Raw genomic sequence first — 26,331 nt, 5'->3', positions numbered from 1 at the left:
TCATTCAGAATTACGTCTAACAATTGATGAGAGATGATGATGAGTTTACCGATCATACTAGGTGTGGGCATATTGGCTTTTAGTCCAAGCATTGCACTGGCCAGTCACAAAGAGGCTGTATCTTCCCACTTTGCAAGTGAAGCAAATACACAAATTGACAGAAGCCTTCCAGCACTAACTGAAGCTAAGAAAAAGCTTAGGCTAATGCGTAACCTCACTTACAGTAACCATAGCTTAGCGGCACCAGAGGTCGAAAACCTAAGCCGTATTGGTAACGATGTTAAGAGCAGCTTGCCTAAGCAAATGATGTCAAATATTCACATTGTACGTGGAAATGTCGATTTACCAGAAACCAGTGTCGTTGTAGGTTCAATTTGCACAAATGATGGCAACATAGCGTTAAACGGCGTAACCGTATTTGGGCACATTAAGGCCCAACAAGGAGATATCAGTCTAACCGGCAATACCGTAATTTTTGGCAATGTGGTTATTGGCCAACAGATTAATCAAAATGATAAAACCAATGAAGTGCCCCCCACTGTATTTGTTGGCGGAGATGTTCGCATAATAGGCAGGCTGATCGCACATCCCTCGGTAGAGCAAGTCATTGAAAATGCCCAGCCTGTCATAACGCACAATGATGCGTCCTTGAAACAATCTTTATAAGGATCTTCGCTAATGACGCCTAGCAACTCGTATCAACTAACACGCTCTTTTCGCCCCGTAGAATTAACATCGACGACAGCCTTATTTATAGCGGTTTACCTCTTAACCTCTAGTAAACTAAGGGCTTATCTATTAATGCGAAGGTATCAGCCAAGGCAACAGGCTTAGAAAAATAGAACCCTTGCAGAAATTGGCAATCGTGCTCCTTAAAGAACGCGACTTGCTCTTTGGTTTCTATCCCTTCTGCCACGCAGTACATATTAAGGCTTTGCGCCATACGCAAGATGGTTTCAATCAACGCCTCGTTATTCTTGTTTATGCCAATGTCGTCGACGAAACTTTTATCCACTTTAATCACACTTAACGGAAACTCTTTAAGGTATTTTAAAGACGAATATCCAGTACCGAAGTCATCTAAGGCAATGCTAAAACCCGCTTCTCGTAGATGTTTCATGTAGATAATCGCCTTCTGATAATCCTTCATCAGCGCACTTTCAGTTATTTCAAATCGAACCATGTCCACCGGCAAGGCATTGGATGCTAAAAAGGCGATCACATCCTTTATAGACTGAAGAGATTCAAAATGACGGGCTGATAGATTGACAGATAAATACCCATCGAACCCATTGACTTGCCAATGCTTAAACATGGGAAGCGCCCGCTCCATGGCTTGTAGCGTCATGCTTTCAATCAAACCAAGCTCTTCCGCTACGGGAATAAAACGCCCGGGTGAAACCTTCCCTGTGTCGGTAAACCAGCGCATTAGTAACTCAAAGCCAGCGATTTTATTGCGGCTAATATCAATAATGGGTTGATAGTAATTTTCAAACTGTTGATGGCTATGGGCGTACTTGAGGTCACTCTCTAACGCCAAACGTTGTTGGGCAATAACGTTCATTTTGGCAGTGAAAAATTGAAAGTGACTGCGTCCATTTTCTTTAGCGTGGTACATCGCAATATCCGCATTTTGCAGAAGCTCTTGTGCGTCTTGTGCATCATCGGGATAAAGCGCAATACCAATACTCGAAGATACGCTCACTAGGTGGTTGTCCAGCTGCACTGGGGTATCGATGATTTCAATAATCTGGCTAGCTAAGTGCGTGACATCATCAATGACGTGAACGTTTTCAATTAGCACCACAAATTCATCGCCGCCCAATCTGGCAATGGTATCTTCTTTGCGTAACAGATTGAGCAAACGGGTGGAAATTTCTTGTAGCAATGTATCCCCAGCGTTATGTCCCAAACTGTCATTTACTTGCTTGAATTTATCCAGATCGATAAAAAACAAACCTAGGGTACTTGCTGAACGTTGGGCTTGATAAATCGCATGATCAACACGGTCAAGCAATAACGCTCTGTTGGGTAAACCAGTAAGTGCATCAAAATTTGCCAACTTCATTAATGCTTGCTGGGCTTTCTTATGTTCGCTGATATCACTTAAAATAATCAGATAAGAGTCAATATCCGCGACATCGTTGATACAGGCGACGGCTTTGATGTATACCAAAACATCTCGTATCTCCTCGTTCAGCAACATGATTTGGTCTTCACCGCGCCAATCTTCACCTGCTTTTAAGCTTTCAAGTTTGCCCCAGAAGCTCAACAATCCGGCTTGTTGATCGTGATAAACAAGCTTGAGTTGAGAGGCAATATCCTGCTGCTCATCGATATTAAATGTATTGCAAAACGCTTGGTTTGCCGCCATCGGCACTGTGTGACGGTTGCACACTAGCACCCAATCCCGGGTGTGCTTGTACGCTTCCCCAAATAAACGCAAATCTTCTTGCTCTGCAATGCTGTCCGTGATGTTGGCATAAGTCCCCACAACGCGTTGGTTGTGCTCGCTTGCGATTCCCCCTGTCACATTACCTACATCACGAAACCACAACCAATGCCCGTCATGGGAACGCATTCTGTAGGTCACGTCTAACACGCGATCTTCTTGTTCAATAAAGGTGTGCCAGCGGGCTAAATACATCTCTCGGTCACGATCATGAATAAGTGATAAGTGCTCAGCTCGCGCGACTGTGCCGGTCTTATCTCTGTAACCGAGCTCATCGTGAAAACGAGAGGCTTGGATTGTGTCACTCTTTTCATCCCATTCCCATACGTCACTGTTGCTCGCTTGTAGGGCGAGTGACAGCCGGCCCTGACTTAGTAAGGCTTCCTTGTGCGCGCTACGCAACCTTTGGGCCTGTAAGCTGCGCATTTTCCAAAAAGTATAAGCAACGAGTCCTATCAGCAGAGCGTAGTTTAGATAGGCTAAAGGTGAGTTCCAGGGCGCATAATCTACCTTTATTTTGATTTGAGCACTGGGACTTTCCTTGCCGCCTGACATACCAATGGCGGAAACACTGAAAACATACGCACCGGGTTCAAGTTTGGGGAAATACACTTGAGGATCAGGGGTACTCGGATAGGTAATATCTTGTGTTCCACTGAGCCGATATTGATAACGCGTGCTATCTAAGCTGGCGAATTGCAAGGTAGAGAATCTAACTTGCAAACCCACATCATCGTAAGCCATGCGAACTTCACTATCGGCTAAATCTCCTAATTTAGATGAGTAAGGCGAGGATGACAGTTTGATGCCGGTAATTTTTGGCTTTTGCGACGTTTGCCGGCTGTTAGGTAATGCCCAAGGCGCAAACATCACTAGGCCTTTAGGCGAACCGAATACCAGTTTGCCATTATCAAGTTTTATATTAGCCCCCTGATTAAATTCTTCATTGGCTAAACCGTGAGCGTGTCCATAACGCTGCAGTGTCATGAGTTTGGGATCGAATTTAAGTAATCCGTTATGAGAGCTTATCCAGATGGCGTTTCTACCATCTGGTTGTAAGCTATAAATATTATTTGACGGCAGTAGGTTATCTTTATCAAAGAAATACTTTTGTTCGAATGTGGCACCATCAAGCCCGACTAAGCCATAACTTGGATAGCTAACCCACAAGATGTTCTGCTTATCCAGCACCCAACTATCTGGCCATAAGTTAGCACTTAATTGCTTATCCAATTGATGAACAGGCGTTAATTGCTTTAGGTTGAGGTCCCACTGAAACATGCCGCCTAAGGTGCTCAATAAGAGACTATTAGGCGCATTCGGAAGCGAAGGCATTATGCCTCGCAGTAACTTTGTAGTCGCAAGTGCATTAAGCTCTTTTAACGCGCTGATTTCCTTCGTTTGTGTGTCGTAGTAGTAGATACCTTGTTCGTATGCCAAATATAAATCGCCACTTTTGGTCGCAATAGCGCTTTGAATATACTCATTAAGGATGTCGTTATTGGTTGAATTTGCTAACTGTATTGCTTCGAGCTTTCTTGATTGAATATGAAAGCGGCGTAACCCCTCCCCTGTAAGCAACCATAAGTATCCAGAGTCCGCCGGTAAAATTTGATGGATACTCGATTTTGAATACTGCGCTAGATCATGAGATGAAACCAAAAACGATTCAACCGCTGCGGTTTCAAAATCATAGTAATTTAGCCCATTATCGGTGCCTATCCAATACCCGCTCGGGTCGACTTGCGCTAAGGCCCATATGTTATTGTCACTCAACGTTTTAGCAAATCGTCCGCCGTTGAGGTTGAGTATGTTTTGAAAGGATTGCGAAGTACTAACCCAATGTAAAACACCATCTGAGCGGGTGCCTAGCCATAAATTATTGCTGTCATCGAATGCAATGTCGTAAATAACATCCTGGGACAGTAATAACCTACTGTCCGTGGGTAAAAATAAATGCTGTGCTTGCCCGGATTGGGCGTCATAGGTGAAAACTCCTTGATCCGTCGGAAGGTAAAAAAGTGAACCATCTAAAGTTCTAATACGCCAAATATTGCGACTTGTAATCAAGGTAGCGAGAGGGTCTGGTGTAATATCCTGGGTAATATAATCAGATATCTGCGCTAAAGAGACACTGTATAACCCTTTTACCGTGCCTATCATCAATACATCTCGAAGCTCATCTACGAAAAGAGATTTGACATCTCTTTGCCCTTCATTGCTAAATTCTGCAAATAAAAAGCCTAAATCGACGCTTTCTTTAAGCTGGGGGGAATATACGAACAAGCGCTCATTGGTGCCAAAAAACAGTAAATCGTTATGCCAGACCAAAGTACGGATGTAATAGCCTTTTTCTATCTTGTTAGTGGCCATAGAAAAAATGCTTATCAGGGTATTTGTGTGCGGTTCGTATCGCAGGATCTCTTCGTCTGAAGCGAGCCAAACTGCGCCGCTATTATCTTCAGCGATAGCATTAAAACTCTGTTGCCAATCAGCGATAACTTGGGATTTTCGATTATCGATTAACTGCGCTTCGCCGCTGGATAAGTTAATCTTGAAAATACCTGCGCTAAATGTCGCGACCCATAAATTGCCTTGGGTATCTTGCATCAGGTCATTTATCGTTTTTGCACTGAGAGAAACGTTACTCGGTTCAACTACGTCGACTTGATAACCATCGTAACGATTCAACCCTGTGTCTGTGCCTAACCATAAGAAACCTTGATCATCTGTGTGCATCACATTGATCGTGTCTTGACTTAAGCCATTTTCAGTCGTTAATTGAGAGAAAACTGGGGACTTTAATAAAGCATGTGACACATCGGGGGCCGCCAACGCCTTAAAAGAGTGAAATAATATCCATAACCATCCCACTAAATGACAATACTTACCTAACATGCGACTCCGTCTTTCAACCTGCTCGTTACCCGCCCCATTGTAACGTGTTGTAACAAGAATAATAAAACCAATAACAATATTGATTCAAAAAAATGTCACTTTTGTGCTTCTATAGAGTAAGTTCATCCTTATTACTGCCGCGCCTGTCGCAATACCTATACCTCAACGAATAAATTTCAGTAACATGCACCAGACGACATTTCGATAACATAATAATAAGAGGCTCTCATGAAACATATTTTTTCTGCAGGTATCGCACTTGCACTGACTTTAACCACTGCTACAAGCTATGCACAAAGCCCTCCAAGCTATCAAGACCAACAAAGACTGCACGACATAGCCAAAGCAGTTTCTGCGAAACATATCGAACAGGATATTAGAACCTTAGTAGGGTTCGGCACCCGCCATACTTTATCTGAAACGGCATCAGACACCCAAGGTATTGGTGCAGCGAGACGCTGGATAAAAAGCGAATTCGAACAAATATCACAAGACTGCGGCGGATGCTTAGAAGTGTATTTTCAGTCAAAAACCATCAGCGGAGAAACGCGTATTCCGGGCGCAACCGAGGTGGTGAGTGTTATCGCCGTGCAGCGAGGCAGTCACGACCCCGACCGCTACGTATTAATGTCAGGCGATATTGACTCCCGAGTATCAGACGTCATGAACAGTGCGTCTATATCCCCTGGTGCCAACGACAATGCATCTGGAGTGGCGGGTACGCTAGAGGCGGCCCGAGTACTATCGAAATACACATTTAATGGCAGCATTGTTTACGCGGCATTAGCCGGGGAAGAACAAGGTTTATTTGGCGGTAAGATACTGGCTGAACAGGCGCAAAAAGACGGTTGGCGCATCAAAGCGGTGCTCAACAACGATATGATTGGCAATATCGAAGGCATTAATGGCGTTATTAATAACACCACCGCCCGTATATTTGCCGAAGGCACTCGCCAAACTGAAACCTCAGAGGAAGCGATAACACGTCGCTTTACTGGTGGTGAGGTCGATTCTCCAAGTCGCAACTTAGCGCGTTATATCGACTGGATGGCAGACCGCTATATTCCTAATCTAGATACCATGGTCATTTACCGTCTAGACCGCTTCGGGCGCGGAGGACATCATCGCCCGTTTAATGACTTGGGTTACCCAGGTGTACGTATTATGGAAACCAACGAAAATTACAATCGCCAACACCAAGATATACGCAGCGAAAACGGCATTGACTACGGTGATACCATAGAAGGTGTTAACTTTGATTATGCGGCAAAACTCACTGCGTTGAATGCAGTGTCGCTTGCAGGAATGGCATGGGCGCCCTCTCCGCCGGCTAAGGTAAAAATTGCGGGGGCAGTAAAGCCAAGCACCACTCTAAGTTGGCAGGCTCTAAGTAGTAAACAAAACCCGCAATTGAAAGGTTATAAGATTTATTGGCGCTATACAGATGCTCCACAGTGGCAGTACAGTCGTTTTGTGGGCAACGTGGATACATTTACGCTTGAGAACGTTGTTATCGATAACTACTTTTTTGGCGTAGCCAGCGTGAGTCAAGATGGCGCAGAAAGTCCAGTGGTATTCCCTGGGGCGGCAGGTGCATTCGGCGAATAATCTGTATACAGATATAACTTCCTAGATAGACAATCAAATGACCCGTTGCGCGATTGTCTATTCTTTCACTTCCCTATTGATAAACACCACCCATCTCAGCTAAGTGTAGCTAAATCTGAAACAAATCGGCTCTTTTTGAACCAAATATCTCCCGGTTATCACTCAGTACCGTTCACTACCCTGGCTCTGTGACCAGAGAGTCAATAATTTTGAATAAACTAATCAAAATATTCTAATTTCATTCCCTTTTCTGTCGAGGTACTTTAGCCACATCAACACGAAGCGCTTATTGAAACTCAGGTATATAGAGAACAAAAGAGCAGTGTAGAACGTGATAAATCGAATCAAATTAAATCAAATATATTGAGGAAAAAGTAATGAAAAGTTCACTTTTAACAAAGCTAACAACATCACAAGCGGGTTTCTCGGCATTGGCACTACGTATTCCCGTTGGCATCACGTTTATTGCTCATGGCGCACAAAAGCTCTTTGGCGCATTTGGCGGATACGGTCTAGAAGGTACGGGGCAATTCATGGCATCACTAGGGCTAGAGCCCGGCTATACATTGGCATTTTTAGCAGGTAGTGCAGAATTTTTCGGTGGTATTGCGATATTGTTCGGTTTATTGACTCGCCCGGGTGCTGCAGTTCTCGCTTTCACCATGTTGATTGCTATTTTTAGCGTGCATATAGGCAATGGTTTGTTCATGGCCAATAACGGCTATGAATATGCATTGGCGTTATTGGCCGTGTCTGTTTCCTTGGTGTTCTCGGGGGCAGGTAGATTATCGATAGACTCAATGATTTCTGCTCGTGGCGTAAAATAAATCACACTAGGTAGGAGACAGTTATGATAGATATTCGTTTAGCGAAAGATCGGGGGCATGCGAACTTCGGGTGGCTCGATAGCAACCATACTTTTTCATTTGGCTCCTATCACGATCCAGAGCATATGGGGTATTCGGCACTACGTGTGATCAACGACGATAAGGTGGAACCGGGTGCGGGATTTGGTACTCATGGTCACAAAGATATGGAAATAATCAGCTTTGTTACTCATGGCATTATTGCTCACAAAGACAGCATGGGAAATGTGAAGCACTTGCCCCCAGGTGAATTTCAGCTTATGTCTGCCGGTACTGGAGTGACTCACAGTGAGTATAATGCATCACAAAATGAGTCCTTACGCTTTTTGCAGATTTGGATCATACCTAGTCGTCAGGGGGGAACGCCTGGCTACCAGCAAAAAGACTTTGGTAAACGCCAAGGGCTGACGCCCGTTATCACCCCAACGGGTAAAAGTGGCACACTGGCTATTAAGCAAGATGCCACACTGAGTCAATTGGTACTTGCTCCTGACACAAGCCTAAGCATCGAATTGAATAAGGCGCGCAATACGTATGTGCACCAAGTCAGTGGCCAGCTTGATATTAACCGCCATCGCCTGAGTCAAGGTGATGGCGCAAAAATAAATGAACTCGACGCTTTGGTTTTAGCAAACAAAGGCACACAGAGTGTCACTGCGTTGTTATTTGATTTGCCTTAATCAATGACTAAACGCAGCATAGAGTGAAGCAATAAAGAGCTATTTATAACCACACTATTTATAACCACTGCCCTAAGCTTGCTTGGGGCGGTTACTTTCAATTATGGAGAAAAAATGCGCCATGCCGTGACCCTTGAAGCCCTAAGAGTACTAGACGCCATTCATAGCAAGGGCAGTTTTGCTGCCGCTGCGGACGCGTTATTCAAAGTGCCTTCAGCTTTAACTTATACCATCAGTAAACTTGAAGCGGACTTGGGAGTTGCCCTTTTTGATCGTAAAGGGCAGCGGGCTATATTAACTCCGGCTGGAACATTGGTACTTAACGAGGGTGGTGAAATATTAAGAGCCGCCAACGATTTAGAAGAGCGGGTTCAACAATTAGAATCTGGCTGGGAATCAAAATTGGTAATATCAAAAGATACAATTATCTCTGAAGCACCATTACTCAAGCTTATCGCGGAATTTTGCACTCTGGATAAACATGTAGAAATCACCTTGATTGAGGAAGCTCTTGGTGGCGGTTGGGATGCGCTGCAATCAAATCGTGCAGATATTGCCCTAGGAGTAACGGGCGAACTACCTAAGGGCCAATATGATGTCGCACTTTTGGGGGAATTAGAATTTGTATTTGCTGTGAGTGCTGAACATCCATTAGCGGATTTTATTGGTTTAATTGAAGGACAACACATACGCCAATACCCTTACATCGTCGTGGCGGACAGTTCCCGCACCTTACCGGGACGTACCAGTGGGTTGTTTGATAATAAACAGTTGATTCGAGTAAGCAGCATGAAAAGTAAAGCGCAAGCGCAGGCCGCTGGGATTGGCGTGGGGTTTTTACCCATTCATATTGCTAAGCCATATTTAGACAATGGCAGCTTAGTGGCAAAGGGGACCTCGCTACCTCGCCCACCTATTCCTATTTATTTTGCCAAAGAAAAATCAACCACAGGCAAAGCTGCACAATGGTTCTGGGAGCGGTTGAGTCAGTATAACTGGCTAGGTTCACTTTCATAAATGGGGTCACGACTTTACTTCAACTTTGTATTTGTATCTCTATTTAAATCGCTCACAATTTGAATCTACCTATACAAATGAAGCGCCTTTAGCTGACAGGCAATCCATCTTCCTGCCAGCATAATGATTAGAGCGTTCAGTTATTGCGCGGGATTATCCGGCCTTAAAGCTTAACCATTAATTTCCCGTTGTTGGCGCCAGTTAACAGCATGTTCAACCCATCAACCGCTGACGGTAATCCCTCAAGTACATGGGCACGGTATTTAATCTGACCTTTCATCACGTAGGGCGTTAACTTCGCGAGCAATTCAGGTACCTGAGCGTAATGGTCAGGCATTGTGAAACCTTGAATGGTGAGTCGTTTCTTAATAATGGGGATCCAGTTAGGCCCAGCGCTCGGCTGTGAGGTAGCATAATCTGAAATCATTCCGCATACCGCAATACGCCCATGGGCATTCATATGCTCAAAGATATGCTGCTGAATTGCGCCACCGGTATTTTCAAAGAAAATGTCTACACCATTTGGTGCAAGCTCGTTTAACTTGGCGTTCATATCGTCTGTTTTATAGTTAATCGCGCCATCAAACCCTAGCTCGTTAACCAACCACTGGCACTTTTCGTCAGAACCAGCAACCCCGATAACCGTCAACCCATCTGCTTTTGCAAGTTGACCTACTATGGAGCCTACCGAGCCAGCAGCACCGCTGACCAATATCGTTTCTCCCGCTTTTGGCTTAGCGACTCCAAATAAGCCTTGAGTGGCTGTTAATCCGGGTAAAGCAAACACCGACAATGCTTGTTCTTCGCCTACACCCGCGGGTAATTTGTTTAAGCCTTGGCCTGTGCTGACGAGGTACTCTGTCCAGCCCGTCATCCCCATGACTTTATCCCCTGGTGTAAAATCAGGATGATTGCTTTCTACGACTTCGCCTACACCAGAAGAGCGCATAACATCGCCAAGTGCGACGGGCGGAATATAACTTTTGGTATCGGAGCTCATCCAGCCAATCATCGCAGGATCAAGAGACATATAGGTTTGTTTAACGAGAATTTCGCCAGGCCCTGGTGTAGGCACCGGCTTTTCAACTACTTCGAAAGTTGATGCAGGTATTGGGCCTGGCTCTGGGCGTTGAATAAGGTTAATAGCGGTATACGTTGACATTTTATTTCTCCTAACAGTCGTATTTTTAGTGTTTGCACTGCTATTTCAGCGGTAAATATTATATTAGGCTTTATTTTGCTAAGATAACCCCCCGTAAAAGCCAATCTTTATTGTCTTAATAGCAACAATAGAACGAAATAGAGCAAAACAGAGAGTGTATGGATCAGCTAAGAGCAATTAGATACTTTTGCAAAGTGGTTGAAACGGGCAGCTTCACCAACGCTGCCGCAACTTTCAATGTCCCCGCATCATCTCTGTCACGAAGGGTCGCTGACTTAGAGCGTTCGTTAGGTGCAACCTTACTTAAGCGCTCAACGCGTGTAGTGAGATTAACTGAAATAGGTCGAACCTATTACAATCAAGTCAACGATATATTGCGTCAATTAGAGTTAAGTAATGACACGGTGCGTAGTTATCAAACAATACCTACAGGGCAGCTTAGGATCAGTGCCATGGTTGAATTTGGTGAGCCCATATTGTTTCCATTATTAGAAGAGTTTTCACAGCGTTATCCACAAATTATTCTTGATGTGCGCCTCAGCGACGAGCTATCGGCCTTAACCCGAGACGAAGTAGATATTGCTATACGGGGCGGCTATGCGCCCAATGAACGCGTGATTGCGATTAAATTAATGGAAAATCAATTTATTGCGGTTGCCACTAAGGCTTATTTGAGTCGATATGGCACGCCAAACACGCCTTTGGATCTTATCCATCATAAAGGATTATATTATCGAACCCCTAACGGTCCACTGCGCTGGATCAGCGAAATTAACAGCCAGTGGCAAGACGTATCCGCCCCACAGGTGGCTGTTTCAAACAATGGAAAATGGTTATTAGGGAAAGTGCTGGCGGGGCAAGGCATAATGATGGCACCAAAATGGCTGCTTAAGGAATATATTGATTCCGGTGAGCTGCAAGCGTTAAGCCTGTCTCCCGAAGTCAATATCACTTCGAGCGATGATTTCGGTATTTATCTTTTGTACCAAAAGCAGCGTTATTTAGTGCCAAAAGTAAAAGCCGCAGTGGACTTTTTGGTCGCAAGAATAAAACAATTACATGCTTAAGTGGCTAATTATTTAATGGAGTTGGTGTTACTTAAGAGTGATCTTGGCAAATGTCTAACACACTTTTCAATAGCAATTCATCGTTGTAATAAGGTGCACTGCGCATCGTCACTAAATCACGCTGTACAACTTTAATTCCCAGTTCGCGTAATCGCTCAAATGGAATGCCGCCAGCGTAATATTTTTCATTCACATCGAGCAAAATGGTACTGATATATTTGGCTGGTGGATGAGGTTGTTCAGTATGTTTACGTAAATAGCTAATGAGAGTCAGAACACAATCTTCTAAGCTCATGCCTAGCTGTTCAGGATCGTTACCTAGATTGGGAATATAGACCTTTGGGTTTGGGTTTCTGCTGACTGCGTCTCCTACTCCGACAGGCAATAAATTAGCCACAATACTGGTAAAGAAGCTGCCAGGCGGATAACAAATAATATCGGCTTGTTCAATATATGCGCGATTTTTACTTAACAAAGAACAATCGACAGCCTCGGGGTTTTCCTCGCTCTCGCACAAATAAAGTTTGGTAATAGCGCTATGCAATGTAGGGGTTTCTTTGGCCGTTAATGAATGCTGACCAATCACTGTACTGCCATCCTGTAATTCTGCAGCTATTTGTAAATTACACTCGACTATTGGTCTGACTACACCACGAATATCCAACATTTGATGAAAGAAATCGATGCTACATTGCAGCCTATCTTCACCTGCGCACAGGGTATCAACAAATAACAAATTACCGATACTGGCACCGTTTAAATCAAAATCCTCAGGCAAACATTGCAAAACCCTGGCCATTTTATGACAGAACATCTGGCGCTTTTCTATTTCTAGCGAACGCACAAATGGATCTTGGCCTTCTGCCATCGACGTAAGATGTTCGCGAAGAACGTGCTGGGCTGCAGTAGAGGACAATCGATAACCCAATAAGCGAGCAACAACGTCTTGTTCCTGCGTCATATTGTGACTTAGGGCCAGCAAACGATTTCGAATATCCCCAACGCCTGGTAATCCAAAATGCCGACGAATGGTCGCTGAGCTGCCACCTGAATCGAACGGTGTCACAAGGTGCACCGAATTATGCGTTGCTTCCATCAGTGGCTGACAGAAACTTCGCAATGCGCTACCGCCACTGAAAAATAAAAGGCTCTTCCCTTGATGCGCAGCACTACGCTGAGCGTCCAAAGGAGACAAAACAGACGTTAACTTTGTGTGCTGAGTTGGCTTAACGCGCATAAATAGAGGCATTCATATGATGAGGTTAACCCTGAGTGTGACTTTATTATTATGCATAATAGATTACACCTTCGTACAAAAAAGCCAAGGACGAAGATAAAGTACCTTGTGTGATACCAATCAGCATTTATAAGTGCCCCCTTCAGAATGCGACCAGCGTTTTACTAGGCGTTATCTTTAGCGGCCAGTGACTCTGAAAACTTGATCTCGCTGAAATGTGGGTTTGCATATTGGGCTTGCATCAAAACAATTAAATTAAGCGCTATACTGCATTCCCCTTCCGCTGAATGAAGCACAATACATTCTTGTTTTTGCTTATTGTAGTTCGTGTTTTTTGCCGTCCCTTTAATCTCACTACCATCTTGCAAACGTATCAATACCGGCATGTTAAATAAGCAAGCTAGCTCAACATAGTCTTGTTCGGCACATTTCATCGTTCATCTCCTGTCCACCCTAAAGATACATGCTCATTTCAACCCGCTATAAAATGACAAAAAAATAGCCCAACAACATGGGCTATCAGTATCAGCTAACTAAAATGAAAACGCTAAAATCGCAAGTTAACGTGGCGGGAACATTCCACCCGGACCACCAGGGGGCATCATACCTTTCATGTTGCGCATCATTTTCTTCATGCCACCGCCTGACATTTTCTTCATCATCTTCTGCATTTGGGTAAACTGCTTCAACATGCGATTTACGTCTTGAATTTGGGTACCAGACCCCACAGCAATTCGACGCTTGCGTGAACCTTTAATGATATCGGGCTTAGCACGCTCAAGTGGTGTCATTGAATTAATGATTGCTTCCATTTGATTAAATGACTTGTCGTTGGCCTTGTCTTTCACCTGAGCGGTCATGTTGCCCATACCGGGCAGCTTGTCCATCATGGACATCATGCCACCCATATTACGCATTTGTTCTAACTGTTCTTTGAAATCTTGTAAGTCAAAACCTTTGCCTTTCTGTACTTTCTTGGCAAGGCGTTGAGCTTTGTCTTTATCTACTTTACGCTCAACTTCCTCAATTAGGCTCAGTACATCACCCATACCCAAAATACGCGAAGCAACACGCTCAGGGTGGAAAGGTTCAAGGGCGTCAATTTTTTCGCCCATACCCAAGAATTTAATCGGCTTGCCAGTAATATGACGAACAGATAATGCAGCACCACCACGGGCATCACCGTCTGTCTTGGTCAAGATAACACCGGTTAAAGGTAATGCTTCATTAAACGCTTTGGCCGTGTTCGCGGCATCTTGCCCAGTCATGGCGTCTACCACGAACAATGTCTCTATCGGTTTAATCGCTTGATGGAGGTCTTTAATCTCCCCCATCATTTCTGCGTCTATGTGTAAGCGCCCTGCCGTGTCGACCAATAACACATCAAAGAATTTTTTCTTTGCGTGATCAACCGCTGCATTAACAATATCAATCGGCTTTTGTTCTATCGTCGACAGGAAACACTCTACACCGACTTCAGCAGCCAGAGTTTCAAGCTGCTTGATGGCCGCAGGACGATACACATCAGCACTGACCACAAGCACTTTTTTCTTTTCGCGGTCGGTTAAATAGCGCGCTAGTTTACCCACACTGGTGGTTTTACCCGCACCTTGTAAACCGGCCATCAATACGACTGCTGGGGGCTGCGAGGCAAGGTCTAAGCCTTCATTGGCCTGCCCCATGACAGATTCCAACTCTGCTTGCACTATTTTGATAAATACTTGGCCGGGATTTAAGCTTTTTGAAACTTCGGTGCCTACAGCACGCTCTTTCACCTGCTCAATGAAGCTTTTTACCACAGGCAAGGCGACATCGGCCTCTAGAAGCGCCATGCGGACTTCGCGCAGAGTGTCTTTGATGTTTTCATCAGTTAATCGGCCACGGCCGCTGATATCTTTGAGAGTTTTGCCTAAGCGTTCTGTTAAATTTTCAAACATAGCAAATGGGTACAAGTTAAATTCTAGATGTGCTTATGATACCTAAATTTCACACAGATAAGAACCAAAGCAGTACAACAAATAAAGTTAATGAGAATTATTGCTAAACACTAGGTATGAAAGGGCATAATGGTTATACTCCGTCGTCTCAGAGCGTTTATCGTTCGCGTTTTTGCCCTTCAGGCTTCGTTCGTGAATTCGCTCAACATTAATATGGAAATCGAGGTTAGATCATGTTGTTAGGCTTAATTTGTTTTTGCCTATATGCTGGCGCTGCTGGCGTAATATTATTGAAGTTTTTTGACCATAAAGGCCCCAACCTAAAACTGTCTTATGTGTTAGCTGTCGCAGCGATAGCCATGCATGCTTGGCTATTAAATAATGATATTTTTGTTAGCCTTGGCGAAAACTTAAGCATGCTTAATGTTGCTTCACTTGTCGCGTGGTTGATTAGTGTAACCATGTTAATAGCCGCCTTTACCATGCCAAATACCATTCTATTGCCCGTGGTGTATTCATTTACTGGTGTCATTATTCTGTTGGACCTATTTATTCCCGATGCGCACATTATGCAGATTGGCGTGCGACCTGAATTAATGATCCACATAGGGTTAGCGCTATTTGCTTATGCTTGCCTTGGTATTGCCTTGCTCTACGCGCTGCAGTTGGCATACATCAACATGCGCCTTAAAGAGAAAAAGGCCTCGCTCCTGCACTCCTCCCTACCACCACTAATGATGGTTGAAGGTATACTCTTCAAATTGCTTACCGTCGGTACCATACTTCTGACACTGTCATTAATAAGTGGGTTTGTATTCTTAGAGAACATGTTCGGCCAAGGGCAGGCTCACAAGACCATCTTATCGATATTGGCTTGGTTAGTATTTTCTGTTGAGCTATTTGGACACTTCAAATTTGGATGGCGTGGTAAACCCATTATTTTTGCCACTATATTGGGCTCAGTACTTTTGAGTCTGGCATATTTTGGTAGTCGCTTTGTCAAAGAAATAATTCTAAGCTGATCCTGTTTTTAGCCAATTTCTATAGTAAAATAAGCCAACTTGCTTGAAACGTGGGGAATTTGCCCTTAAAGTTTCGCTTTAACAACCTTTAGGGATCCCTTAGTTGGACGATATATCAACAGGTAGTCTATTTATTCTACTTGGTATTTTAGTATTACTTTCCGCTTATTTTTCTAGCTCTGAAACCAGTATGATGTCGATCAATCGATATCGACTAAAACACTTGGGTAACGAAGGCAATAAAGGTGCTCTGAGAGTTCAAAAGCTCCTTGAACGACCTGATCGCTTGATCGGTTTAATCCTTATTGGCAATAATCTCGTCAATATTGCGGCATCTGCGGTTGCAACCGTCTTAGGGTTGCGCTTGTACGGCGATGTCGGTATTGCGATGGCGACAGTGGTGCTCACCCTCGTTATTCTAATCTTTTCTGAAGTTACCCCTAAAACAGTTGCAGCACTTTATCCAGAAAAAGTCTCGTTTCCAGCCTCTTTTTTCCTTCTTCCAATGCTTAAAATACTTTACCCATTGGTGTTTTTGGTAAACGGAATAACTAATTTTATTTTAAAGCTACTGCGTATCAGCACTGATGACAGTGGCAGCGGTAGTTTAAGTAGAGAAGAACTGCGCACCGTAGTGCACGAAGCGGGCGCCATGATCCCCAAAAAACACCAAGATATGTTGGTGGGTATTTTAGATTTAGAAAAAGTGACCGCTGAAGATATTATGGTCCCACGCAGTGAAATTGTGGCCATTGATATCAATCATGAATGGAAAGACATCCAAAAACAGTTAATAAATTCACAGCATACTCGTGTTTTGTTGTATCGCGATAGCATTGATGACGCCGTTGGTTTTGTTCATGTGCGTGATGCCTTGCGATTGCTGTCCAAAGACGAGTTTACTAAATCCAGCCTTTTGCGCGCCGTACGGGAAATCTACTTCACTCCTGAATCGACGCCATTACACACGTTAATGTACAAATTTCAAGCCGTTAAGGAACGCATCGGCTTAGTCGTGGACGAATACGGTGATATTCAGGGTTTAGTTACTTTAGAAGATATTCTTGAAGAAATTATTGGAGACTTCACCACAAGTATGGTGCCAGATCATAGCAAAGAAGCAGACACCCAGCAGGATGGAAGTGTTTTGGTAGACGGCAGCGCCAACGTTCGAGAATTAAACAAAGAGATGGATTGGCACTTTCCCACTGAAGGACCGAAAACCCTTAATGGGATTATTTTAGAGTATTTGGAAGACATTCCAGAAGCCAATATCAGTTTACGATTAGCTGGCTATCCTCTTGAAATTATCGAAATGAAAGATAACGTTGTTAAAACCGTACGGATAATGCCGCAATTTTACTTAGCACAAGATAATAATAAATCTGATTGAGCGGGATTATACCAACGCCATTAAAAAACGTTAAATTTTGGTAAGGGGATCTTTTGCCAGTCTGTTTTGGCGGATTTTTTCTTTTGCTAATTCTACTTTGGTATTCAGGTTTGTCAGGCGCTCATAAATGCCCTGAAGCTCAGTGTCATGAGTCAGTTGTGCATTTGATACATGATGTTCAAGTACCTGCTTTAAGTAGGCAGGTAAATTTTTGCCTGGCATGAATGTAACCCCTCTAACGAGTTATCGGTTCTCATACTCAAATCTATAGTGAAAGTTTATCCCTTAACTTCAAGATGGGTGATAAATATCCAACACCGTCCCTGAGTGTGTGGTTGGTTGATAATCAACCATAACTATACTCGAAGTGTCAAAAAATAACGAATGTTGTTGCCCTGTCACTTCGTCTAAAAAATAACTCACAAACGGCATATGGCTCACAATCAATAGTGAATGTTTCACCCTATTCTCTTCGAGTAAGTAATCAATGTAATCATGAGTTAGCCAAATGTTCCCGTCAGGCGTGATATCATTTGATACGGTTTGGCTATGGACTGTTAACTCTTCACCGACCGCCTCTAAGGTTTGTCGTGCCCGGATAAAGGGGCTAACAAGGCTCATTTCGATCCCTGAGGGTTCACAGCGTTCCAATAACCATTGTCCTGCAGCCCTGGCCTGCTCTCGGCCAAAGCTTGTTAATTCACGGGAACTGTCGTCATATTGAGCAGCCTCGGCTTCGCCATGACGCATGATAATAATATGCATAAATTACTGCTGAATGGTTAACAAACTTTGTTACGCTTAATATAGCAAATAAATGTTTGAAAATCCGAGAGTTGAGTGTTTTTTACGTTATGCTATTTCAGCGCAATATATGAAAACAGGATCTAGTCTTTTGCTTACTCATCACCTCGATAATCGTCACTATCACTTTTCTCAGTTTGAGAACGGCTTGAGAGTGATATTCGTCGAAGACCCAACCAGTGAAGCATGTAATGTAGCCGCCACGGTTGGCAATGGTCATTTTAGCGATCCTGATGATTGCCTAGGTTTAAGCCATTTGTTGGAACATATGCTGTTTCAAGGCAATAAAAAATACAAAGCGATAGATGCGTTTGATACTTTTCTTTCTTTACATGGCGGCTCGGTAAATGCTGCCACCGGCTCAGAGTATAGTCACTATTACTTTTCGGTAACGGGTGAACACTTCTCTTGTGCACTTGATCATTTCAGTCAATTATTGACAGCGCCTCTATTTGAAAAAGAGGCAATTGAAAAAGAGATCGGCGCGATTGATGCTGAATTTTCACTAAAAATAAACGACGATTTGCGCAGGCTATATGAGGTGCACAAGGAAACGGCTAACCCTGACCACCCTTTTAGTCAATTTTCTGTCGGTAATGCTTCCACCTTGGGTGAACTTAATTTACAAGAAATGCAGCAGCGTCTAAAAACACTGCATCAAGATAAATACGTCGCTCAAAATATCACATTGTGCATCATCAGCCCATTTAGTCATCAAACGAGTTTGGCGCTCATCAAGCAGTATTTTGGACAACTGGAAAAAAGAAAACCGTCTAAACGCCCCCCATTACCAGCGCTTTACCTGCCCGAGCAGTTGGGTATTAGAATTGATATTACCCCCCTCAAATCTGCTCGCAGGCTTATCGTCACGTTCGCACTGCCTTGTGTACATCATTATTATCGCACTAAGCCGTTAAGTATTATCAGCGAGCTATTGGCTGATGAGGGTCCAAATGGCTTACTTGGATTTTTTAAAGAAAAGGGATTCGCCACCAATATTAGTGTCGGTGGTGGTATTGAAGGCAGTAACTTTCGCGACTTCAATGTCAACCTACAACTGACAGAATTGGGGTTAGCCAACATTGACTCAATGTTAGAAGCGCTATTCCAATACTTAGAGAATATTAGGCAGCACAGTAAACTGTGTTTCTTTGATGAAAAGAAAGCGTTGCTGGAACAAATCTGGCAATTTGCTGATGCCATAAAACCGATTGATGAAGCTGTTAGCTTATCCAGCGCAATATTTCTTTACCCTTGTGAACACCTTATTGCCTCAGAGTATATACTCGACAAGGCAGACCCTTCAATTGTGGACGAAATATTAGGCTTTTTTACGCCGTCAAATATGCGCGTTAAAGTCGTCTCCCCTGATGCTCAAACAAACCAGATAAGCCAGTGGTACAATACCCCTTATGCAGTTTCTCCCCTTTCCCCTCAATTGCTAAAAAAATTGCAAAATGAGAGTTGCAGTTCGCTCTTAACATTACCTGAGAAAAATCAATTTCTGAGCCGCGAGCATACATTGACTCAAGCTGATAAGATGTATTCTGTACCCCAAAACATAGTTGCATCAGAGGACTTCAATGTCTGGTTCGGTCAAGATATCCAATTTGGCTTACCAAGAGGTGATTGCTATATCTCGTTCGATTGCCAAGCGGCCACCACTGGGGTTGAAGCGACAGTGTCCAGAAAACTGTGGATTGCGTTACTCAATAACCATTTCCAGCAAACTTATTATCAAGCAAACGTAGCGGGACTTAATTACCATTTGTATTCACACCAATGCGGTTTTTCTCTGCATACCAGCGGCTTTAGCGCCAAACAATTGACCTTTAATCAGGAGCTAATAGAACAATTACATTCTTTAGAGGATTTTGAAAAACACTTTGAGCAAGTAAAACATCAACAGTGTCAGAGCCTGCACAACAACTTACTCAACAAACCCATCAACCGATTATTCGCCAGACTCTCGGCTTTTATGCAACAAAATACCCATACCCCACTGAGTATGGTGGCCGCAATGGAGAGCACAACACTTGAACATGTCCACGCCGTAAAAGACAAATTGCTAAATGATAGGTATATGGAAACTCTCATATTTGGAAACTGGGATAGGAAACACGTACAAAAATTCTCAGCTGAATTAAATCAACAACACGAAGCATATAACGGGCATAAAAAGCTATCGAGGAGTGTGTTTGATTTATCAAAGCAAGATTCATTGCTTCACGCCCTTCCCTGTGAACATCCAGATGCCGCAGTGGTCATTTATTACCAATCTCCTAATACTGGACGCCGAGATACATTGTTGACGATATTACTAGAACAATTAGTCTCTCCCGTATTTTTTAACTTTGCTCGCCAACAAGCGCAATTGGGATATCTAGTGGGGAGTGGTTATGTACCGTTCAATCAACACCCAGGTATGGCGTTTTATGTGCAGTCACCTAAGTATTCAGCGCAATATCTCATTACCGTTATCCGCGATTTTTTGCAAAAACTAACGGTAGATCTATTGCCGTATCAGAAAAACTGGCGTGACATAAAACAAGGCGTAATGAAGCAATTATGCCAAAAAGATGCAAACCTAAGCATCAAGAGTCAACGCTTGTGGTCTGCGTTAGGCAATCAAGACTATCGTTTTTCTCAAAATAAAGATACGGCGAATGAGTTAGAACGCATCCAGTTTTCTGATCTGATGAATTTTGTGAACGGTCTCATTATCGGGAAAAACATGGGCGAATTGATACTGTACAGCGACCCTAAACATTCAATATCGGCCGATGAGCTATCCACGACTGCAGTGAACGATATCTCGGAGTTTAAAAAACATACGCCATTAGTAGAATAAAGCGTTAATATTCCTCTAATAGACCGAACAATACACTGCTTGTTAGTAAAAGTTAGCTGTAGCGTTAAAAAGTCATGATTAAAACTTGTTAAGGCCCCATATTTTAGGCATATTTAAGGACGTGGGTACTACGGATAGTTTCCTAAATATTAATAATTACAAAGCAGAAAAACTGCTGACAGGTGTTAATTGCGTACTTTAACTATTCCATCCATTTTTTGGTGTCTGTGGCTCGTAAGCGCTACTTTCGGCTTTTTTAACGCCGCCCATGCTCAAACATTTTCATTTGATAATCTCACCAAAGCCGACGGCCTAACGCAAAATACCATCACCGACATCATTGAAGACAAGCGCGGCTTTATGTGGTTCGCCACTGCAAATGGCTTGAGCCGTTTTGACGGGTATGAATTTGTCAATTATCAACACAACCCAAACGACGTTAAATCATTACCTCATGATTTTATGAGAACTATGTTAATAGATCAGGAAGGGGCTCTGTGGATTGGTACACAAAACGGCTTGGCGCGCTACAATCCTTTATCGGATGATTTCACTCGTTATAACCAACAAAATAGCAGTTTAAATAACAATATTATAAATACCCTAAGCCTCACCAATGCTGGAAAATTGCTAGTCGCCAACGAATCTACTCTTTATACGTATTCTACACAGACAAATGATTTCACCCCAGTAGAAGTCACCTCAGAACGGCTGCCTGCGGAAATTAAATCTATACTTGCCGAAGATACATTTAGCATCATTGGAAGCTATGGGCACGGCATTTATCTATTAGATAATGAGTCAAATACGCTTCACAACTTAAATGCTCAAAACCCCCTTAACATCACTATTCCTGCTCAATATTTGTTTGATGTAAAGCATTTCGGAAATAGTTATTGGTTTGCGACCGAGCTTGGCGCCTACATGTGGGATCAAAATACTAAAGAGCTACTGCATTTCAACGGGAATAGCTCACCAAGTCTTCTTGGGAACGAAGTACGCAGCATCCAACAAGGCAATGATGGAGATATCTGGCTCGGTACATCAGCTGGCTTAACAATTGTTAACAAAGGCTTTGACTCAACCAAACATATAGAACTTGAGAGTGGATTGAGTAACTTATCACCTCAAAGCGAGAGAGGAATATTTTTACTTAGCACATTTCGTGATAGTAACGACACTCTATGGTTAGGATCCCACACTGCAGGGATCTATCGATATAACCAAGACTCAGCACTTTTTCGACACTACATTGCAAATCCGTCCGTTGAAAATTCGCTTGCAGGTAACGTCGTTTGGTCGATTAAACAAGATTTTCATGGGAAAATTTGGCTCGCATCCCAGTCTGGTGGCATATCAGAGTTTGACTTAGAAACGGAATTATTCACTACTTGGTTACAAGGATTCAAACACAGTATATGGGACCTTACTATTGACCAAAAAAATCGTATTTGGTTAGCCACCAGTGGAGGTATATATATCTATGAAAAGAGTCAAAATAACGAACTGAAATTTTTGAAAGTTTTATCTGAAGGTAATTTTTATTACAGAGTCTTATATTCTAATAATAGGGTATGGTTAAAATCTCAAGGTGACAATTTACGGTGGGTAGATACAGAAGATTTTAGCGAACATACGATTCAACTTGGCAATACTGCTTTTAAAACGCTAGACCCAATATTCATCGATAGTGAAGAGCGATTATGGTTAAGGGGAAACAATGAACTCCTGCTCTTCAATCTGAAAACACAAAAACTCGATCGATTATCAAGCGATCCGTTACTCACCAGCAATAATTTTAGCGCAGTGGTTGAAACAGACGAGCAGTTTTGGTTAGCGTCTCTTGAGTTTGGGCTTATTGTTATAGATAAGCAGACCTTCCAGATAACCGAAAAAATTAATGTAAACTCAGGTTTACTTGACAATCAAATCGTTAAAGCTTTGAAAGTAGACGATAGTATTTGGTTAACTACCATGGCAGGTGGAATCGAAGAAGTATCGATCTCATCGGCTCAGGTTGTACAACAAATAACTCCAGACAGACTCAACTTTAACGATTTTAATGAAGGCGCAGGGCTTGTCACCTCCGATCGTAAAATTCTATTTGGGGGCTCACAAGGTTTTAACCTGTTCGACCATGACCAAATAACTCAGAATATACAGCCCTCGGACAGTAATCTTGCTGATACCAATATTTCAATTCCTCCGATCATTACTCACCTAGGATTATTCAATAGAAAAATTGACGTTCATACTATAGGGACTCCGCTGCAGAAACCTATTTTCCTCACTGATGAACTAACGCTTCCTAACAGCTCAAACCACGTTAGCTTGACCTTTGGACAACTAAACCCTTTGGACACTAAAGGGTACTCTTATCGTTACAAATTAGCTGGTTATTCAAATAAATGGCTGGATGCAGATAAACGGACCCGAGAAGCAACTTTTACTAACTTAGATTTTGGTCGATATCAATTTGAAGTTCAAAGCCGTCGTAACATGGACCCGTGGTCTAAGTCCCGGAAATTGACAGTCAACATCGAGCCACCGCTATGGTTACATCGCAATGCCCTCATTTTTTACTGCATATTAGTGTTGTTCTGTGTATTGGCGGTTGTTAAGCAGTATCGCTCTAAGCGTGTGGCGCGCTTAGCAATAACCGAAAGTGAAGAGCGTTTAAAACTGACTCTATGGAGCAGTGGTGACGAATTATGGGATTGGGATATTTACCAGGGTCAAGTATTCCGCTCGAATACCTGGGGGATCATGGACTTTCCTCAAGATGATATTCGCGTTAACAGTGCCTACCAAGCCAATATCCACCAGAACGATCTTAAACGGGTTCAAGATGCGCTGAACGAGCACCTTCAAGATAAAACCGAACATTTTGAAGTCACATACCGAGCAAGCACCTTTAAAGGAGAATGGTTGTGGGTACTCGACCGTGGCAAAGTCGTTAGCCGTGATAACAATAATCAACCTGTTCGGATGACAGGTACGTTTAAAAATATTAGCCATCTCAAAGAAGCTGAAGAGCAATTAAAGCTTTTCAAACGCTCCATTGAAACGATTTCAGACGGCGTATTTATCGCAGATACCAGCTTTAGGTACATTTCTGTCAACAAGGCTTATTGCAAATACACTGGCGAAACGCGAGAGCAAGCACTAGCTAGCTATCTTACTTTCCATCAATATCCCGGGGCTTTTACCGAAGAAGTGAAAAAATCCCTTCGCCAAAAGGGCAATTGGAACGGAGAGGTCGAATCAAGGCGAATAAATGGCGAAAAGTATGAGATGGAATTGAACATCGATGCTATTAATGACGAAGACGGCCGCATTAGCCATTACGTAGGTGTATTTTCTGATATTACCCCTCGCAAGAGTACCGAAAAAGAATTGCTTAAGTTGGCCAATACTGATCCCCTAACCGACTTACCAAACCGCTCGTTCTTTCAAGCGAGCCATAATAATATCGTGCGCCGGGGCACCCAACATGCGCTGGTATGTTTGGATATGGACAACTTTAAAAAAATTAACGATTCTTTAGGTCATCAGACCGGTGACTTATTGATCAAACAAATAGCACGGCGTTTACAGAAATTAGCTGGTAAGAGTGCAACGTGCTACCGCCTTGGTGGCGACGAATTTAGTATACTGCTCGACAAAGACACTGACGTGCACAGTGTCACACATTTCACCCAATCCATTTTAGATGATTTGGCCCGCCCTTTCTTAATCAATCATCAAGAGTTCGTGCTTGGTGCCAGTATTGGGATCGCATTTTATCCTGAAGACGGTAGTTCACCCCAGGAATTATTAAAAAATGCTGATACGGCTATGTATTTTGCGAAGAACGCTGGCGGTAACAAGTATCAATTTTTCAGTGGCGAAATGAATCAAAATGCAGTGCGCCAATTACAAATAGAGAATCTGATACGCCATGGCTTAAAGGAAGATTTATTCAACGTTTATTACCAGCCTAAAATTGACATCGCTACCGGCAAGTTGGTTAGTATGGAAGCCTTAGTGCGCTTTGAACACCCAGAAAAAGGCATTGTAAGCCCAGCTCAGTTCATCCCTTTGTCAGAGCAAACTGGTCAAGTCATCGATATTGGTGAGGTGGTATTACGAAAAGCCTGTGAAGACACCAAACGTTGGGTCAAAGCGGGGATTTTTACCGGTCGCGTGGCGGTTAATATATCAGCCCGTCAGTTTGAATTACCGGATTTAGATGAGAAAATCGAGAGCATTTTGCAAAAAGCAGATCTTTCGCCATTGCATCTAGAGTGTGAAATTACCGAAGGCACATTGATGCAAGATCCTGACAATGCGCTGCGCATGATGACTCGTTTACGTGAAAGAGGCATACATTTAGCCTTGGATGACTTCGGTACGGGCTACTCTTCTCTGGCCTATCTAAAACGATTCCCACTCAACACCCTTAAAATAGATAAAGCCTTTATTGATGACATTGCCACCAGCAGCGTTGACCGGCACATGACTGCCGCTATTATCACCATAGCGCACAATCTTGGCCTCAAAGTCGTTGCCGAAGGTGTAGAGCACGAAGAACAGATGTCAATTTTACGTCGCTATGAATGTGAAATGCTGCAAGGCTATCTTTATAGTAAACCTTTAAGCTCTTCGCGCTTCGAACGCTTACTAAAAGAAAATCACCAGCTAAACAAATTATTACAAGGTAGCTAAGGGCAACCCCTTAGCTTTTTTAAGGTACTAACGTTACCTAGTTTTCAACGCCAATAATTTAACCGCTATCGTTAGCAGCCCCATACTACATGGTCTGACGGGAATTTTATTAAATTCCTAATTTCTATATTCATTAAAAATAAAGAATTTGAATCTACGCAGTAGTCGCAAAATATTGCGGTACCATTTCTAAAAATATCTACAGCTTCTCGCGTATAGCCCACCTCCTCGCCAAATAGGTTATCGAGTATTTTTCCTACCTAATACACATTGGCACGCAATAAGCATTAATACTTTCGACTGACAAATAATAGTCAGCAAAACGTCAATAATAAAATAAAAAATATAAAGAGGAATATCCAATGTTAAAAGCTTATGCAATCGCTCTAGCCCTTACTACTGCTGCTCCTGTTGCCACACAATCAGTTGAAAGCGCTAAAGCACCGGAAGCCAATCAATCAGCGACTACAAATGAAAAAAATAAAGCAATTAAAGTAGGTTCTGTCAGGTTTTAAGTTTGAAAACATCTAACTGAATAAGTTTTATTCAGTCAAAAAAGAGAGAGGAACTCTCTTTTTTTATGCCTGAAATTTAAGGTTGCTTGACGAGCAGAAAACTCGGATTTAACTA

General features: G+C 42.9%; 18 protein-coding genes. 11 read left to right on the top strand and 7 right to left on the bottom strand.

Translation table 11 applies throughout. The annotated features are described in order from the left end of the window. Positions 1 to 39 precede the first annotated feature (39 nt). The gene (locus GMES_RS17795) at positions 40 to 666 is read left to right on the top strand and encodes a hypothetical protein (protein WP_153811087.1); all 627 of its coding nucleotides are present in this window, start codon (positions 40 to 42) and stop codon (positions 664 to 666) included. 109 nt (positions 667 to 775) lie between these two features. Here GMES_RS17795 and GMES_RS17790 read toward each other — a convergent pair whose 3' ends face one another. Continuing rightward, positions 776 to 5,350 (bottom strand): EAL domain-containing protein, encoded by a 4,575-nt coding sequence (locus GMES_RS17790; RefSeq protein ID WP_006994155.1) that lies wholly within the window; start codon positions 5,348 to 5,350, stop codon positions 776 to 778. A gap of 228 nt (positions 5,351 to 5,578) precedes the next feature. On the opposite strand from GMES_RS17790, the gene GMES_RS17785 reads away from it, so the two are divergent. The 4 genes from GMES_RS17785 (at position 5,579) to GMES_RS17770 (ending at position 9,521) form a co-directional block, all read left to right on the top strand. After that, complete coding sequence (locus tag GMES_RS17785; RefSeq protein ID WP_006994154.1) at positions 5,579 to 6,958, top strand: M28 family metallopeptidase; 1,380 nt, start codon at positions 5,579 to 5,581, stop codon at positions 6,956 to 6,958. 377 nt (positions 6,959 to 7,335) lie between these two features. Next, positions 7,336 to 7,785, top strand: a complete 450-nt coding sequence (locus GMES_RS17780) for a DoxX family protein (RefSeq protein ID WP_006994153.1) — start codon at positions 7,336 to 7,338, stop codon at positions 7,783 to 7,785. Positions 7,786 to 7,808: 23 nt separating this feature from the next. After that, complete coding sequence (locus GMES_RS17775; RefSeq protein ID WP_006994152.1) at positions 7,809 to 8,504, top strand: pirin family protein; 696 nt, start codon at positions 7,809 to 7,811, stop codon at positions 8,502 to 8,504. Between the two features lie 114 nt (positions 8,505 to 8,618). After that, complete coding sequence (locus tag GMES_RS17770; protein ID WP_006994151.1) at positions 8,619 to 9,521, top strand: LysR family transcriptional regulator; 903 nt, start codon at positions 8,619 to 8,621, stop codon at positions 9,519 to 9,521. 163 nt (positions 9,522 to 9,684) lie between these two features. Here GMES_RS17770 and GMES_RS17765 read toward each other — a convergent pair whose 3' ends face one another. Beyond that, on the bottom strand, positions 9,685 to 10,683 hold the full coding sequence (locus GMES_RS17765; protein ID WP_006994150.1) for an NADP-dependent oxidoreductase: 999 nt from the start codon (positions 10,681 to 10,683) through the stop codon (positions 9,685 to 9,687). Positions 10,684 to 10,841: 158 nt separating this feature from the next. Between GMES_RS17765 and GMES_RS17760 the strand changes: the two genes are divergently transcribed. Beyond that, entirely contained in the window at positions 10,842 to 11,750 is a 909-nt protein-coding gene (locus tag GMES_RS17760; protein ID WP_006994149.1) for a LysR family transcriptional regulator, read from the top strand. A 31-nt stretch (positions 11,751 to 11,781) separates the two neighbouring features. Here GMES_RS17760 and GMES_RS17755 read toward each other — a convergent pair whose 3' ends face one another. The 3 genes from GMES_RS17755 to ffh form a co-directional block, all read right to left on the bottom strand. Continuing rightward, positions 11,782 to 12,987 carry a GAK system CofD-like protein gene (locus tag GMES_RS17755; protein WP_006994148.1) on the bottom strand — a complete coding sequence of 402 codons (1,206 nt, stop codon included), beginning with the start codon at positions 12,985 to 12,987 and terminating at the stop codon, positions 11,782 to 11,784. Between the two features lie 164 nt (positions 12,988 to 13,151). Beyond that, a complete protein-coding gene (locus GMES_RS17750) occupies positions 13,152 to 13,421 on the bottom strand; it encodes a Rho-binding antiterminator (RefSeq protein ID WP_006994147.1) in 270 nt (89 codons plus the stop codon). A gap of 126 nt (positions 13,422 to 13,547) precedes the next feature. Beyond that, the gene (ffh, locus tag GMES_RS17745) at positions 13,548 to 14,924 is read right to left on the bottom strand and encodes a signal recognition particle protein (protein WP_006994146.1); all 1,377 of its coding nucleotides are present in this window, start codon (positions 14,922 to 14,924) and stop codon (positions 13,548 to 13,550) included. A 233-nt stretch (positions 14,925 to 15,157) separates the two neighbouring features. Between ffh and GMES_RS17740 the strand changes: the two genes are divergently transcribed. Both GMES_RS17740 and GMES_RS17735 read left to right on the top strand, forming a co-directional pair. After that, positions 15,158 to 15,946 carry a cytochrome C assembly family protein gene (locus tag GMES_RS17740; RefSeq protein WP_006994145.1) on the top strand — a complete coding sequence of 263 codons (789 nt, stop codon included), beginning with the start codon at positions 15,158 to 15,160 and terminating at the stop codon, positions 15,944 to 15,946. Between the two features lie 103 nt (positions 15,947 to 16,049). After that, positions 16,050 to 17,339, top strand: coding sequence for an HlyC/CorC family transporter (locus GMES_RS17735; protein WP_006994144.1), 1,290 nt, complete (start codon positions 16,050 to 16,052; stop codon positions 17,337 to 17,339). A 30-nt stretch (positions 17,340 to 17,369) separates the two neighbouring features. On the opposite strand, the gene GMES_RS17730 is transcribed toward GMES_RS17735, so the two are convergent. Next, a complete protein-coding gene (locus tag GMES_RS17730; RefSeq protein WP_006994143.1) occupies positions 17,370 to 17,561 on the bottom strand; it encodes a hypothetical protein in 192 nt (63 codons plus the stop codon). Between the two features lie 69 nt (positions 17,562 to 17,630). Further along, the gene (sixA, locus tag GMES_RS17725; protein ID WP_191917754.1) at positions 17,631 to 18,104 is read right to left on the bottom strand and encodes a phosphohistidine phosphatase SixA; all 474 of its coding nucleotides are present in this window, start codon (positions 18,102 to 18,104) and stop codon (positions 17,631 to 17,633) included. Positions 18,105 to 18,213: 109 nt separating this feature from the next. On the opposite strand from sixA, the gene GMES_RS17720 reads away from it, so the two are divergent. The 3 genes from GMES_RS17720 to GMES_RS22705 all read left to right on the top strand — a co-directional run bounded on the left by GMES_RS17720 (position 18,214) and on the right by GMES_RS22705 (position 26,216). Beyond that, the gene (locus GMES_RS17720; protein WP_226990332.1) at positions 18,214 to 20,994 is read left to right on the top strand and encodes an insulinase family protein; all 2,781 of its coding nucleotides are present in this window, start codon (positions 18,214 to 18,216) and stop codon (positions 20,992 to 20,994) included. A 189-nt stretch (positions 20,995 to 21,183) separates the two neighbouring features. After that, entirely contained in the window at positions 21,184 to 25,701 is a 4,518-nt protein-coding gene (locus tag GMES_RS17715; protein ID WP_006994140.1) for an EAL domain-containing protein, read from the top strand. Between the two features lie 362 nt (positions 25,702 to 26,063). After that, positions 26,064 to 26,216 carry a hypothetical protein gene (locus GMES_RS22705; protein ID WP_006994139.1) on the top strand — a complete coding sequence of 51 codons (153 nt, stop codon included), beginning with the start codon at positions 26,064 to 26,066 and terminating at the stop codon, positions 26,214 to 26,216. Positions 26,217 to 26,331 lie beyond the last annotated feature (115 nt).

The organism is Paraglaciecola mesophila KMM 241 (assembly GCF_000315015.1).
GTDB lineage: Bacteria > Pseudomonadota > Gammaproteobacteria > Enterobacterales > Alteromonadaceae > Paraglaciecola > Paraglaciecola mesophila.
This window is presented reverse-complemented; position numbering and strand designations above follow the sequence as displayed.

Coding starts and splice junctions, on each gene's coding strand:
- GMES_RS17795 (WP_153811087.1), top strand. CDS start 40: ATGAGTTTACCGATCATACTAGGTGTGGGCATATTGGCTTTTAGTCCA.
- GMES_RS17790 (WP_006994155.1), bottom strand. CDS start 5,350: ATGTTAGGTAAGTATTGTCATTTAGTGGGATGGTTATGGATATTATTT.
- GMES_RS17785 (WP_006994154.1), top strand. CDS start 5,579: ATGAAACATATTTTTTCTGCAGGTATCGCACTTGCACTGACTTTAACC.
- GMES_RS17780 (WP_006994153.1), top strand. CDS start 7,336: ATGAAAAGTTCACTTTTAACAAAGCTAACAACATCACAAGCGGGTTTC.
- GMES_RS17775 (WP_006994152.1), top strand. CDS start 7,809: ATGATAGATATTCGTTTAGCGAAAGATCGGGGGCATGCGAACTTCGGG.
- GMES_RS17770 (WP_006994151.1), top strand. CDS start 8,619: ATGCGCCATGCCGTGACCCTTGAAGCCCTAAGAGTACTAGACGCCATT.
- GMES_RS17765 (WP_006994150.1), bottom strand. CDS start 10,683: ATGTCAACGTATACCGCTATTAACCTTATTCAACGCCCAGAGCCAGGC.
- GMES_RS17760 (WP_006994149.1), top strand. CDS start 10,842: ATGGATCAGCTAAGAGCAATTAGATACTTTTGCAAAGTGGTTGAAACG.
- GMES_RS17755 (WP_006994148.1), bottom strand. CDS start 12,987: ATGCGCGTTAAGCCAACTCAGCACACAAAGTTAACGTCTGTTTTGTCT.
- GMES_RS17750 (WP_006994147.1), bottom strand. CDS start 13,421: ATGAAATGTGCCGAACAAGACTATGTTGAGCTAGCTTGCTTATTTAAC.
- ffh (WP_006994146.1), bottom strand. CDS start 14,924: ATGTTTGAAAATTTAACAGAACGCTTAGGCAAAACTCTCAAAGATATC.
- GMES_RS17740 (WP_006994145.1), top strand. CDS start 15,158: ATGTTGTTAGGCTTAATTTGTTTTTGCCTATATGCTGGCGCTGCTGGC.
- GMES_RS17730 (WP_006994143.1), bottom strand. CDS start 17,561: ATGCCAGGCAAAAATTTACCTGCCTACTTAAAGCAGGTACTTGAACAT.
- sixA (WP_191917754.1), bottom strand. CDS start 18,104: ATGCATATTATTATCATGCGTCATGGCGAAGCCGAGGCTGCTCAATAT.
- GMES_RS17720 (WP_226990332.1), top strand. CDS start 18,214: ATGAAAACAGGATCTAGTCTTTTGCTTACTCATCACCTCGATAATCGT.
- GMES_RS22705 (WP_006994139.1), top strand. CDS start 26,064: ATGTTAAAAGCTTATGCAATCGCTCTAGCCCTTACTACTGCTGCTCCT.